The organism is Testudinibacter crocodili, from assembly GCF_006228025.1.
GTDB lineage: Bacteria > Pseudomonadota > Gammaproteobacteria > Enterobacterales > Pasteurellaceae > Chelonobacter.
Window position 1 is genome coordinate 1 of sequence record NZ_VDHF01000011.1, and the last position, 12,003, is coordinate 12,003.

Below are 12,003 nucleotides of genomic sequence, written 5' to 3' on the forward strand. Positions count from 1 at the left end.
CTATCAGGATATTACCGATTCGTATCAGTATTTTTTGAAATAAAACCCTTCCTTTATAACAGACAAACCTGCTGAATTTGGCAGGTTTTTTTATGCTGATTTTATATAATCACACATCTATTTATTCCTTTTTGTGATTAAAATTTGATTTATTTATTCTATTAAATTATTATAAGTGCGGTTTTTATACTTATAAATACAATAAAAGTCTATATTTTAATAATACCTAAGGAGTTAATGGTTTGTTTTCTTTACTAAAAAAACATTCAACTTTCAGTTTGCCGGTTTTTATTCCCAGCTTTATCTTTGTTGTGCTAATTGCCGTGGCATGTATTGCGTTTCCCCAGTCAATGCAACAGGGATTGAATGTAGCAAAAAATTATGCGTTTGACTATTTCAGCTGGTTTTACATTTTGTCGGTCAGCTGTTTTATTCTGTTTTTACTGCTACTGGCGATGAGTAGTTTAGGCGATATTCGTCTGGGCAGTGATGACGAAGAAGCGGAATATCCGTTTTTCTCTTGGGTGGCGATGTTATTTGCCGCTGGAATGGGGGTCGGCTTGATGTATTTTGGCGTGGCAGAGCCACTGATGCACTCGGTAGCACCAATTACTCAGGATAGTCCACAGAAAAATGCGATGCTTTACACCTTTTTCCATTGGGGAATTCACCCTTGGGCGATCTACGGTACGATCGCATTAGCACTAGCATATTTTGGTTTTCGCTATCGGATGCCGCTGTCGATTCGCTCGGCATTTTATCCGTTGTTGCGTGATAAAATTCACGGCGTGTACGGGCATATCATTGATGCCCTGGCGTTGATTGCCACGTTGTTCGGGATCATTACCACACTGGGTTACGGCTCGTCACAGTTGAATGCTGGTCTGCAGGCGGTGGGTATTTTGAGCGAAAACAGCTTTTTCAGCAATTCATTAGTGATTATCGTAGTGGTAAGCATTGCAGTGCTGTCGGCGATTTCCGGCGTGGGCAAAGGGGTGCGTCGGTTAAGCGAAATCAATTTAAGCCTGGCACTGATACTCATGCTGTTTGTGTTGTTTAGTGGCTCAACGGTGTATTTGCTTTCGGTTTTCTCGGAAAATATTGGGTATTACCTGAGTAATCTGATTGAGATCAGTTTCCGTACCTTTAGCTATGATTCGCAGCACACCGCTTGGTTTAGCGGTTGGACAGTGCTGTACTGGGCATGGTGGTTCTCTTGGGCGCCATTTGTTGGGTTGTTTATTGCGCGGATTTCACGAGGCAGAACCATTCGTGAATTTATTCTTGGGGTATTGATCATCCCTGCTACCTTTAATTTGCTGTGGTTTACCATCTTTGGTGACAGCGCTATTTTGGAAGATGTGAAACATAGCGGGGCATTAAGTGCCTTGACCGGTGCGCCGGAAACGCTGTTGTTTGCATTTTTAGACTATTTCCCATTATCGACTTTGAGTGGTTTGCTAGCGCTGTTGATTTTGTCACTGTTTTTTATCACCTCGGCAGACTCAGGCATTTTTGTATTAAATAATATTGCTTCGAGCGGTAAAAGTGTGGATACACCAAAGTGGCAAAGTGCGCTATGGGGTGTGGTGATGATTATTTTGTCGATCGCCTTGCTGAATTCCGGCGGCTTGGGCGCGGTGCAGGCGATGACCTTGGTAGTGGCGCTACCGTTTGCCGTGATTACAGTGTTGATGTGTTTTAGCCTGCTGCAAGGTTTGCGAGTGGATAAAAACTACTTTAATACCCGTTTAAATCAATCAACGGTATTTTGGAGTGGTGATAAATGGAAGAAACGCTTAGGCCAGATTTTGAAGCAGACCCAAGAAGAGGATATTCAGCAATTCTTACAACAGGTGGTCAAGCCGGCGTTTAGCCAATTGCGTGACGAATTAGTGAATAAGCATCAGCTGCAGGTAGAAATCAACCAAACGGACGAACCGCAGCGTAGTATCGAACTGGTGATTCACAAAGGCGTAATGCGTGATTTTATTTACGGCGTGATGATTCAGAGCAAAGATACCGCACTTTCGATGCAGGAAGAGCAGAGCGTGCCGAGTATGAAACATGAACAGGTATTTGAACCGGTCACCTATTTTGGCGACGGTCGTATTGGTTACGATGTGCAGTATATGACCACGGAAGAGTTGATTGCCGATGTGTTGAAACAGTACCAACGTTACTTAGTGCTGCTCAATAGCGAAGCCAACGAATTGATGGTGCAGGCGCCGTTGGAGCCGACGGCGTAATCTGTCATGCAAACAAAAAAAGCGATAACCGGAGTGAGCTGTTATCGCTTTTATGGTTTAATATTACTTAATGTTTAGCGTATAAGTGCTATACATTTTTTTCTTCTGGCAGATTTTTTGATCGGGGAACTCGGCTTCGTGGCTGGTTTTCAATTTCCAGTTGCCTTGCAGCAACGGGATAAAATTCATCACCCCGTTTTTATCGGTTTTACCGGAAAACGCCTGTGGTTCACGATGATCCATCACCGCATCCCAATCCAGTTTAGTCAAGGTATCCGCCGTGCCGATAATGGTGGCGCCTTTCACCGGCTCACCGTTATACAGCACTTGCACCGGCACCACTTGCATCGGTTTGATTTGGCTCGGATCAACCAACGGTACGATTTCTAACTCTAAACCGACCGGTTTTTGCGCAAATTCACTGACTTTAGCGCCGCCAAGATTAAAATAGGTGGTGGCATACATACTGGATTGCTCGCAATAGTGGGCATCCGGCACTTCGCTCAAGTTTTGCATTTTCCAGCCTTCCGCATTTTTTGACCAGAAAGTTGGGCGATAGGTTGAACTGATTTTATATTCGCCTGCGCTCAGTGCCTGTGGGCTGACATAGTGATAGTTTTCCCCTTGCTGTTGCAGCGCTTCGGTTTTGTTCGGCGTCACCAATTCTAGCGGTGGAAAAATATGCAACCGTTTTTCCGGAATCGGATCGCCTGCCGGGAAGTTATCACCGTAACCTAACACCGCTTGCAGCGGCTTACCTTGTTCGGCATCTTGGGCATAAACCCATAAATCATGGGCTTGGCTTAAGCTGCTAGCAGAGAGAGCACAAAGTGCGGTCAACATGACTTTTTTCATTAAGATATCCTTTTCTCATTTAGATGAAAGTTGTTGATTCTCACTTAATTGAGTGTAAATGAGAATTGATTGCGATATTAGCATATTTTGCTAGCGGCGCAACCAAAGATTTGTAAAGCTTGATCTGTATCAATATTTGAAGATTTATAGCGAGGAAACAGCCCTTTAAAAAAGAGACAAGCTTGAATTTTTTTACAAAGGGTGTACCGTTGAAAAACATTAACTCCCTAAGGATATATATTTATTTTCAACAGCAATACTTAATTAAAAAAGACAGGTGATTTATGAAAAAACAACAACAAATAAAATCCGGATTAACCGCTCTTAGCCTTTTGCTCTTAACCGCTTGTGGCGGAGGCGGTGGTGGCTCCGGTTCATCGGAAACCGCAGCGCTGGTTAACCCGACGCCAGTAGAACAACCTGTCACATCGGCAGAAACAACACCGGCAGAAACTCCGACAACGCCAGCACAGCCAACAACAGCCCCAACAGACTCTGTGGCGACGACACCGACAGTAGAAGTTTTGGCACCGAGTTCCTCCTTTACACCAGAAACAACGCCGACCTCACCTGAAGCGGCCCCTGAGCCACCTAAGGAAGAACCTAAGCCTGTAGTAATACCACCAAAAGATCTTCAAGGAGCAGGATTCAAATATTCCAATGATCAAGAGCAAGCGTCTAACGTAGTATCAACGACGGTGAAATCCGCTCAATACGATCATATTGTTGTCGATGGCAAGAAATTGAATCTTGTCTCTGATAATATTTGGGATTGGACTCTGATGAACGATTTTGAGGCTCGTAATATTTGGAAAGAGTACAAATCAAGAAAAATTTGTTGCCAGGACAAAACAAATATTAACACTGTAAAAATAGGTGCAATTTTAGATTCTGAGAGTGGTTTGGTTCATGCATTTTATAATGGTGAAATGACGCCAATATCTGAAATACCGACTAGCGGATATGCTAGTTATGACAGCCCAAAAACAGCATTGATTTTTGTATTAAGAGATAATGGGCAAGGGCCGCTAGATACTTATGGTAACGTTAAGCTTCTGGCGGATTTTGGTGAAAAAACAGTCAAAGGCTCATTGTATAATGGTTTGGTCTTGGTAGATGCGAATATCTCTGAAGGAGCTTTCAAAGGAAATGGCGTTTTTAATATTAACGAAGAGGGTAAAAAAGAGTGGCAAATAGAGGAAAATGAGCTGACCGCCCCACTCAACGGCGCATTTTTCGGTGAAAAAGCAGAAGAAATTGCCGGGGAAGCGCATAATGCTAAATGGGGTGTGGTGTTTGCCGCTGAGCAACAAAAATAACCTTATTTGAAAAAATAGACTATAATCAAGGCTATCTTATTCAGATAGCCTTTTTACTTGAGAGTATTATGCGTATCAACCATTCATTTCTTGTTTCTTTGGCAGTGTTGCCAATTTTTAGCGGTTTATTTACCGGCACAGCGCAGGCACAAACCGTGACCACTGAACAGGCGCCACGTTTAGGTTTGGACGAGCCGAAATTTCAGGTGGCACAGCCTCAGTTACCGCAACCGACATTGCAAGCCCCAAGTGCGGTGTCGCAACCTAAGTCCATTTCAATCAGCAAAGAAGAGCTGGCGAAATATCCTGAGTTGGTGCTGCGGGCGTTACTGCCGGCATTAATGCAGAATAATGCAGATGGTGTGGCGCTGTTGCTGCCGATTTATCAAGCGCAAGGCAAAACCGATCCGGTGCTGGTGACTTGGGGCGAGGCGATCTTGGCACAGCAGCAACAAGATTATGCGTATTCGCTGAGTTTATACCGCACTTTGTTTGCTAAAAACCCGAATTTGATTCCGGTACGCTACCAAATGGCGCAAGTGCTGTATTTGAATAATGACAATGAAGCCGCACGCGATCAGTTTGAAAAGTTACGCACTGAAAATGTGTCACCGGCATTTGTACAGTTGATTGATCAATATTTAACGGCAATTAATCGGCGTGATCAGTGGACATTTCAAGGCGGTTTAAGTTATTTAAACGAGGCTAACGTCAACAATGCGCCAAAAGCCGGTACGCAAGTCAAAGGCTGGAAAGCTTGGCAAAGCGAAAAAGCAGAAGGGATTGGCTACAATCTTGGCGCAGATAAAAAATGGTCGTTGCAACACGGCTTTTTCAGCAAAGTGAGCTTGTCTGGTTATGGACGTTACTATTGGGATAACAAAAAATATAATGAATTTAATGCACGGATCAGCGTTGGTTTGGGCTACCAAACTGCACGCAGCGAAGTGACGTTGATGCCGTTTACGGAAAGACGTTGGTATGGCGGCGGCGCTTCCGGCAGCGATTCCTTGAAACGTTTCTCTCAAAATAGCGGTTTGCGTTTGGATTTCAGTTATTGGTTGGCGCCACGTTGGCAGATTTCGACCGCACTTGAGTATGGGGAACAGCGTTATGTGACACGCAAACACTTGAATGGTAATAACTATTTCTGGTCAAATACGTTGTTGTATATGCCAAGCAGTGATCAATACTGGGTTGTTGGTGCGGACTACAGTCGTGATAATGCGCGGCATAAGGATAATGCCTATCAGCGCAAAAATATACGGCTCGGCTGGGGGCAGGAGTGGATGGGCGGCATTTCCACCAGAATCACGCTGAACTACGCCACACGCCAGTATAAAGCCGCTGATTTCACCGGCATTCGCCAAAAAAATGATGAATACGGCGCACAATTCAGTATCTGGCATCGTAATCTGCATTTCTGGGGTATCACCCCGCGAGTGACTTGGTCATACACCAAAATAGATAGCAACAACCCGTTTTACAGTTATGACAAAAATCGAGTTTATCTGGAAGTCAGCAAACGCTTTTAGACCGCACTTGCTGTAGGTAGACAAAGATATTGATAAGGCAGTCTAAGGGTGGATTGGATCCGCCTTTAGATTATTTGATTAGGCTGGGTGGCAACTGTGTTTCCAAAAAAACAGGAAACACAGTTGCTACTTTTACAATATTAATCGTATATTTTAACCTTTGTCAGCAGGCTGAGCCGTGAACACGGCTATTTTTGTTTTGAATATGCCGTTCCAATGCTAGAATATCGCCAATTTTTCAAGATAAAACCCATTTACAGGAAATACCATGCGTACATCACAATATCTATTTTCAACCTTAAAAGAGACTCCGAACAATGCTGAGGTGGTCAGCCACCAACTGATGTTGCGAGCGGGCATGATCCGTCCGTTGGCGTCGGGGCTATACACTTGGTTGCCGACCGGCTTAAAAGTGTTGCGTAAAGTCGAAAAAATCGTGCGTGAAGAGATGGACAAAAGCGGAGCGTTGGAAGTGTCGATGCCGGTAGTGCAGCCGGGCGATCTATGGCTGGAATCCGAGCGTTGGGAGCAGTATGGTCCCGAGCTATTACGTTTCACCGACCGAGGCGAGCGCCCTTTTGTGTTGGGCCCGACCCACGAAGAAGTGATCACCGATTTGGCACGGCGTGAATTGAGTTCATACAAACAGTTGCCGATTAATCTATACCAAATCCAAACCAAATTCCGTGACGAAGTGCGTCCACGTTTCGGCGTGATGCGCGCACGCGAATTTTTGATGAAAGATGCCTATTCGTTCCATAATGACCAAGCCAGCTTGCAGCAAACCTATGAAGTGATGTATCAAACCTACAGCAATATTTTCACCCGCTTAGGCTTGGATTTCCGTGCGGTGCAGGCGGACACCGGTTCAATCGGCGGCAGTGCCTCGCATGAATTCCAAGTGCTGGCCGCCAGTGGCGAAGACGATATCGTGTTTTCTACTGCCTCAGATTATGCCGCCAATATCGAGCTGGCGGAAGCGGTCGCTTTAGGCGAACGTGCCGAGCCAACTGAGGAACTGCGTTTGGTCGATACCCCAAACTGTAAAACCATTGCCGCATTAGTAGATCAATTTAATCTGCCGATTGAAAAAACGGTCAAAACTTTGATCGTACATGCCAGCGAAGAGAGCGGTCACCAACTCGTGGCGCTGATCGTGCGTGGCGATCATGAACTGAATGAAGTCAAAGCGGAAAAATTGGCACAGGTTACCAGCCCGCTGGTGTTTGCCGATGAAGCGGAAATCCGTGCCACAATTGGTGCCGGTGTCGGTTCATTAGGCCCGATTAACCTGCCGATTCCGCTGGTGATTGACCGCACCGTTGCCAATATGAGTGATTTCGGTGCCGGGGCGAATATCGACGATAAGCACTATTTTGGCATCAACTGGTTGCGTGATCTGCCGCTGGCGGAAGTCGCCGATTTGCGTAATGTGGTAGAAGGCGACCCAAGCCCGTGCGGCAGAGGCAGCTTGCAAATCAAACGTGGGATTGAAGTCGGACATATTTTCCAATTAGGTGATAAATATTCGCAAGCAATGAATGCCACGGTGCAAGGCGAAGACGGTCGCCCGCAAGTGATGACCATGGGTTGCTACGGCATCGGTGTCAGCCGTGTGGTAGCGGCTGCAATCGAACAAAACCATGATGAGCGCGGCATCATTTGGCCACAGCAAATTGCGCCGTTCCAAGTGGCGATTGTGCCGATGAACATGCACAAATCTGAGGCGGTGCAGCAGTACGCCGAAGAACTCTACCGCACTTTGCAGCAGCAAGGCGTGGATGTGATTTTTGATGATCGCAAAGAGCGCCCGGGCGTGATGTTTGCCGATATGGAATTGATCGGCGTGCCGCACACGATTGTGATCGGTGAGAAAAACCTGCTGAACGGTGAAGTGGAATATAAAAACCGTCGCAACAGTGAAAAACAGATGATTGCCCAGCAAGACGTGGCGGCATTTATCGCCCAGCAACTGCAAGCCTAATGGAAAATAACATGTCATTGTGGTCACTGCTGTTTTCATTCAAAGGACGCCTCAACCGCAAAGGATTTTGGCAAGGTTTCGGCATTTGCTTTGCCGTATTATTACTGTTGGCGAATTTGCTGCCGATACAGCAGTTATTCCAACAAACTGCGACCGCACTTTTGGCATCGGCGCTGTTGCTATTGGTGTTGTACTGCTTCGTGGCGGTTGTGGTGAAGCGCTTGCATGACCGTGGACGCAGTGGAAGTGCGGTGTTTATCGTGGTATTTCCGCTGCTGTGCTATTTTGTTGCTGTTTACAGCGACGGCATGATGGCGTGGGCATTGGGGCGATTTATGCCATTGTTTTTCGGCACATTGCTGTTGCTGGACTGGGGCGTTTTTCGTGGACAAGCACAAGCAAACCGCTATGGCGAACGTGGCTTGGCACTGCAATTTAAGTTGAAATAAACCATGAAAATACAACCATTGTTGATCACAACAGTCTGTCTGTTGCTCGCCGCTTGCGGCAGTCCAAACCGCACGTTGCCGTTTTTTGATTTACACGGCAAGCCACAGCAGTTGAGCTTTAGTGTGGCTGGCGATGGCACACCTTTGGCAACCATCAGCAGCGAGAATAAGGGCGGCGGCGACCGCGCTTTTCAGTTGCAAACCCTAGGTGAGCGCAAAATACTGTTAGCGTTGAACCAACAGGATTATCCGCTGCAACAACCGCTTCCACACAAGATTGAGCGTGTGGAGTTTTATGAATTAGGCCAAGCGGGTTTTGTCGATGTTTATCAAATTCAGGCAACAGATGTGTGTCATGCCTTTGGGCGTCGTCAGCCACTAAACGCTGAACATGCGCTGACCTTCTATCAGCGCGATCCACAAGGACAGTTGCGCATGAGCGGACTGATTTCACAATTTGAATTTAGCGACAACGCCTTATTGCACATCAACGCCAGTGAACTGATTCCGCCATTGCCACAGCCAAATCAGTTTGATGGTGACGCGTTATTGCACGGCAGTTATCAAAAAATCCGATCATTTTTAGCGCATATTATTTGCCATTAACACGAGGAACAGAGCGTGTCAGAGATTACATTGAATTACCAAAAAACCCATTTTTTAACCAGCGCACCGGACATCCGCCACCTGCCGGAAGACAGCGGCATTGAAATTGCGTTTGCCGGCCGCTCGAATGCGGGCAAATCGACTGCACTCAACAGTCTGACCAATCAAAAAAGTTTGGCTCGCACCTCAAAAACACCGGGACGCACCCAGTTAATTAATCTGTTTGAAGTGGAACCACAATGTAAAATTGTCGATTTACCGGGCTACGGCTACGCCGCGGTACCGGAGCAGATGAAAATCAAATGGCAGCAAGCATTGGGCGAATACCTGCAAAAACGAGAATGTTTAGGCGGGGTGGTGATTTTGATGGATATTCGCCATCCGCTAAAAGACTTGGATCAGCAGATGATCGAATGGGCAGTCAGCTCCAAGCTGCCATTGCTACTGCTGCTGACAAAAGCCGACAAACTCAGCCAAAGCGCACGCAGCAAACAAGTGAAACTGGTGCGTGAAGCGATTCTGCCGTTTCAGGGCGATATTCAAGTCGAAGCATTCTCCGCACTGAATAAAATTGGAATTGATAAACTGGCAGCAAAACTGGACGGCTGGTTCGCGCCGAATTTTAGCGCACCAGCAGAATAAAACTATTTGGGGCGACATCATCGCCCCTACGCTGCTTTATTCGATGTGATCTTTTCGCCATTCAGGATAAACTACCTGTAATTCGCGTTCTATAGAACGTCGTACCGCATCTTTTAAAAGACGGGTAATCGGTTTATAGTCACCCTCATCCGCTTTTTCTAGCGCATTATAATAGTCTTCTCTTTCCATTGGTTCGATAATAGCAATAGAATAGCCTGCATTCATTAATTCTACATTCATTATCAATCGACCGGTGCGGCCGTTACCATCAACAAAAGGATGAATACGGACAAAATTAGCATGTAATTCAGCAATACGCTCTAAATCAGCTCTCCCTTCTTCTTTATCCCTTGCGTTTTTTTCTAGTAGCCTATCTATTTCGTTTTGCACTAAGTACGGTTGAGGCGGAATATGCTTTGCCCCCTGAATCATGACAGGAACAGAGCGGTATTTGCCCGAATACATTTCATATTTTGTTGATTTTAAAAGTAATGTATTAAATTCTTTAATGTGTCGCTCAGATAATGGTTCTTTATTCTTAATAATATCTAATAGATAATAAATGGCCTCTTGATGGTTGATGACATCTAAGTGGTCTTTAAAAGGCTTACCTTTAGCCGTCATCCCATTTTCAAGCAATACTCTTGTTTCAATTAACGTTAATTGGTTTCCTTCGATAGCGTTAGAGGCTTGATTGTATCGAATCATAAAATCATCTTGTAATGATTGAGCCGTAATAGGATCTAATGGTCTTTTTGTATCGAGTATTTTTTTGAGTTGTTCAACGGAGTCCATAAGAGTTTTCCTTGATTAAGTGCTTATGCCGCACTTCGCAAACGGGCGGATAGTTAATCCGCCCCTATATTGCCTCATCAAATATCTTTGTCAGTAATCGGATAAAAACGGAATTACTCTACCGTCACCGATTGAATAATCACATCTTCTTGTGGTACGTCTTGGTGGAAACCTTTGTTACTGGTTTTCATTTGGCGAATTTTCTCTACCACGTCCATGCCTTCAACCACTTCACCGAACACGGCATAGCCCCACTCCTGCACTACGTCGCGGTCATACATTTTTTTGCCACGGTAATCCAAGAACGTGTTGTCAGCCACATTGATAAAAAACTGGGCAGTGGCAGAGTGCGGATCGCTGGTGCGTGCCATGGCAATCGTGCCTTTTTTATTGCTTAACCCATTGCTGGCTTCGTTTTGAATCGGTTTGTCGGTGGCTTTCTCTTTCATGCCGGGTTCCATGCCACCGCCCTGAATCATAAAGCCATCGATCACACGATGGAAAATGGTATTGTTATAAAAGCCTTTTTTACAGTAATTTAGAAAATTTTCGCTGGTAATTGGGGCTTTTTCGCTGTTTAATGCTAGTTTGATATCGCCAAAATTGGTGTGTAGTGTGACCATAAATTAAATCCTATTTAATTGTGGTAAAAACGTGATAATGTGGTGCTATTATTTCATAAAAATAACAAAACAGCTACCGACTCAATAGTAGGGTCTGTTGGCTTTTCAACAAAGAACGCAGGACAGAGAATGCTAAAAATTTATAATACGTTAAAACGGGAAAAACAAGAATTTAAACCGATCCATGCCGGAAAAGTAGGGATGTATGTGTGTGGTGTGACGGTGTATGACTACTGCCATATTGGTCACGGGCGTACTTTTGTCTGCTTTGATATGATCGCCCGTTATTTGCGCTATTGTGGCTACGACCTGACCTATGTGCGCAATATCACCGATGTCGATGACAAAATCATTAAACGGGCAGCGGAAAATAGCGAAAGTTGTGATCAGCTGGTTGATCGCATGGTGACGGAGATGCATGCCGATTTCAGTGCTTTGAATATTCAAGCCCCTACTCGTGAGCCACGCGCCACCCATCATATTGCTGAGATTATTGCGATGGTCGAAAAATTGCTGGCACGCAAGCATGCCTATGTGGCAGACAATGGCGATGTGATGTTCTCGGTGCCGAGTTTTGGCAAATACGGCTTGCTGTCGCGGCAAGATCTGGATCAGCTGCAAGCCGGTGCCAGAATCGAAATTTCGGCGATCAAACAAAATCCGATGGATTTTGTGTTGTGGAAGATGTCGAAGCCGAATGAACCGAGTTGGGCGTCGCCTTGGGGCTTGGGGCGTCCGGGCTGGCATATCGAATGTTCGGCGATGAATCATAAAGAACTAGGCGCACATTTTGATATCCACGGCGGTGGTTCGGATTTGATGTTCCCGCACCATGAAAATGAAATCGCCCAATCGTGCTGCGCCCATGGCGATGATTATGTCAACTACTGGATCCATTCCGGCATGATTATGGTCGACAAAGAAAAGATGTCAAAATCACTCGGCA

General features: G+C 45.4%; 11 protein-coding genes. 8 read left to right on the forward strand and 3 right to left on the reverse strand.

The features are described from left to right. Positions 1 to 242: 242 nt before the first annotated feature. Positions 243 to 2,249 (forward strand): BCCT family transporter, encoded by a 2,007-nt coding sequence (locus tag FHQ23_RS01130; protein ID WP_139612674.1) that lies wholly within the window; start codon positions 243 to 245, stop codon positions 2,247 to 2,249. 63 nt (positions 2,250 to 2,312) lie between these two features. Here the strand turns inward: FHQ23_RS01130 and FHQ23_RS01135 are convergent, their stop codons facing one another. Next, positions 2,313 to 3,104: a DUF4198 domain-containing protein gene (locus FHQ23_RS01135; protein WP_139612675.1), complete on the reverse strand. Its 792-nt coding sequence runs from the start codon at positions 3,102 to 3,104 to the stop codon at positions 2,313 to 2,315. A 284-nt stretch (positions 3,105 to 3,388) separates the two neighbouring features. On the opposite strand from FHQ23_RS01135, the gene FHQ23_RS01140 reads away from it, so the two are divergent. The 6 genes from FHQ23_RS01140 (at position 3,389) to yihA (ending at position 9,639) form a co-directional block, all read left to right on the forward strand. Further along, complete coding sequence (locus tag FHQ23_RS01140; protein ID WP_139612676.1) at positions 3,389 to 4,423, forward strand: transferrin-binding protein-like solute binding protein; 1,035 nt, start codon at positions 3,389 to 3,391, stop codon at positions 4,421 to 4,423. Between the two features lie 68 nt (positions 4,424 to 4,491). After that, positions 4,492 to 5,958 (forward strand): surface lipoprotein assembly modifier, encoded by a 1,467-nt coding sequence (locus FHQ23_RS01145; protein WP_139612677.1) that lies wholly within the window; start codon positions 4,492 to 4,494, stop codon positions 5,956 to 5,958. A 268-nt stretch (positions 5,959 to 6,226) separates the two neighbouring features. Then, the gene (gene proS / locus FHQ23_RS01150) at positions 6,227 to 7,942 is read left to right on the forward strand and encodes a proline--tRNA ligase (protein ID WP_139612678.1); all 1,716 of its coding nucleotides are present in this window, start codon (positions 6,227 to 6,229) and stop codon (positions 7,940 to 7,942) included. A gap of 11 nt (positions 7,943 to 7,953) precedes the next feature. Next, positions 7,954 to 8,391, forward strand: coding sequence for a DUF805 domain-containing protein (locus tag FHQ23_RS01155; RefSeq protein ID WP_139612679.1), 438 nt, complete (start codon positions 7,954 to 7,956; stop codon positions 8,389 to 8,391). A gap of 3 nt (positions 8,392 to 8,394) precedes the next feature. After that, complete coding sequence (locus tag FHQ23_RS01160) at positions 8,395 to 8,997, forward strand: hypothetical protein (RefSeq protein WP_139612680.1); 603 nt, start codon at positions 8,395 to 8,397, stop codon at positions 8,995 to 8,997. Positions 8,998 to 9,012: 15 nt separating this feature from the next. After that, positions 9,013 to 9,639 (forward strand): ribosome biogenesis GTP-binding protein YihA/YsxC, encoded by a 627-nt coding sequence (gene yihA, locus FHQ23_RS01165; RefSeq protein WP_139612681.1) that lies wholly within the window; start codon positions 9,013 to 9,015, stop codon positions 9,637 to 9,639. 36 nt (positions 9,640 to 9,675) lie between these two features. Here the strand turns inward: yihA and FHQ23_RS01170 are convergent, their stop codons facing one another. Beyond that, on the reverse strand, positions 9,676 to 10,434 hold the full coding sequence (locus FHQ23_RS01170) for a Fic family protein (protein WP_139612682.1): 759 nt from the start codon (positions 10,432 to 10,434) through the stop codon (positions 9,676 to 9,678). A 113-nt stretch (positions 10,435 to 10,547) separates the two neighbouring features. Next, positions 10,548 to 11,057 carry a peptidylprolyl isomerase gene (locus FHQ23_RS01175; RefSeq protein ID WP_139612683.1) on the reverse strand — a complete coding sequence of 170 codons (510 nt, stop codon included), beginning with the start codon at positions 11,055 to 11,057 and terminating at the stop codon, positions 10,548 to 10,550. Positions 11,058 to 11,186: 129 nt separating this feature from the next. Here FHQ23_RS01175 and cysS point away from each other — a divergent pair. Next, the coding region (gene cysS / locus FHQ23_RS01180; RefSeq protein ID WP_139612684.1) for a cysteine--tRNA ligase at positions 11,187 to 12,003 on the forward strand (817 nt) is incomplete at its 3' end.

What these genes read in the sequence shown, in the direction of transcription:
- FHQ23_RS01135 (WP_139612675.1), bottom strand. Translation starts at nt 3,104, where the DNA reads ATGAAAAAAGTCATGTTGACCGCACTTTGTGCTCTCTCTGCTAGCAGC.
- FHQ23_RS01140 (WP_139612676.1), top strand. Translation starts at nt 3,389, where the DNA reads ATGAAAAAACAACAACAAATAAAATCCGGATTAACCGCTCTTAGCCTT.
- FHQ23_RS01145 (WP_139612677.1), top strand. Translation starts at nt 4,492, where the DNA reads ATGCGTATCAACCATTCATTTCTTGTTTCTTTGGCAGTGTTGCCAATT.
- proS (WP_139612678.1), top strand. Translation starts at nt 6,227, where the DNA reads ATGCGTACATCACAATATCTATTTTCAACCTTAAAAGAGACTCCGAAC.
- FHQ23_RS01155 (WP_139612679.1), top strand. Translation starts at nt 7,954, where the DNA reads ATGTCATTGTGGTCACTGCTGTTTTCATTCAAAGGACGCCTCAACCGC.
- FHQ23_RS01160 (WP_139612680.1), top strand. Translation starts at nt 8,395, where the DNA reads ATGAAAATACAACCATTGTTGATCACAACAGTCTGTCTGTTGCTCGCC.
- FHQ23_RS01170 (WP_139612682.1), bottom strand. Translation starts at nt 10,434, where the DNA reads ATGGACTCCGTTGAACAACTCAAAAAAATACTCGATACAAAAAGACCA.
- FHQ23_RS01175 (WP_139612683.1), bottom strand. Translation starts at nt 11,057, where the DNA reads ATGGTCACACTACACACCAATTTTGGCGATATCAAACTAGCATTAAAC.